At 50.0% G+C, this 262-nt stretch carries 1 pseudogene; it reads right to left on the bottom strand.

Annotated elements, in window-relative coordinates:
• Positions 1–262, bottom strand: a pseudogene (locus tag ACNQ0T_RS24475) (stationary phase inducible protein CsiE); the annotation flags it as partial.

Below are 262 nucleotides of genomic sequence, written 5' to 3' on the forward strand. Positions count from 1 at the left end.
GGTGGTGCGCACCAGGCGTGGGTACAGTCTGGCGAACTCTTCCGGCAGGGTATTATCAATACCGATGGCAAACAACCTGCGATTTAACGCCTGGGCGAGGTGGGTATAAAGCTGATCACATAACCCCTGTTCATCATAAAAACGAACATTTCCCAGCTCACGAAAATGGTTTACCAGACGTTTGATAGACTGACGCAATTGTCTGTCCCGCTGATGCGCATCCCGCAATGGATCGGGAACCAGCAACATGGAAAAAAGTAGT

The sequence above is a fragment of the Enterobacter cloacae complex sp.6700776 genome, from assembly GCF_048284255.1.
Lineage (GTDB): Bacteria > Pseudomonadota > Gammaproteobacteria > Enterobacterales > Enterobacteriaceae > Enterobacter > Enterobacter intestinihominis.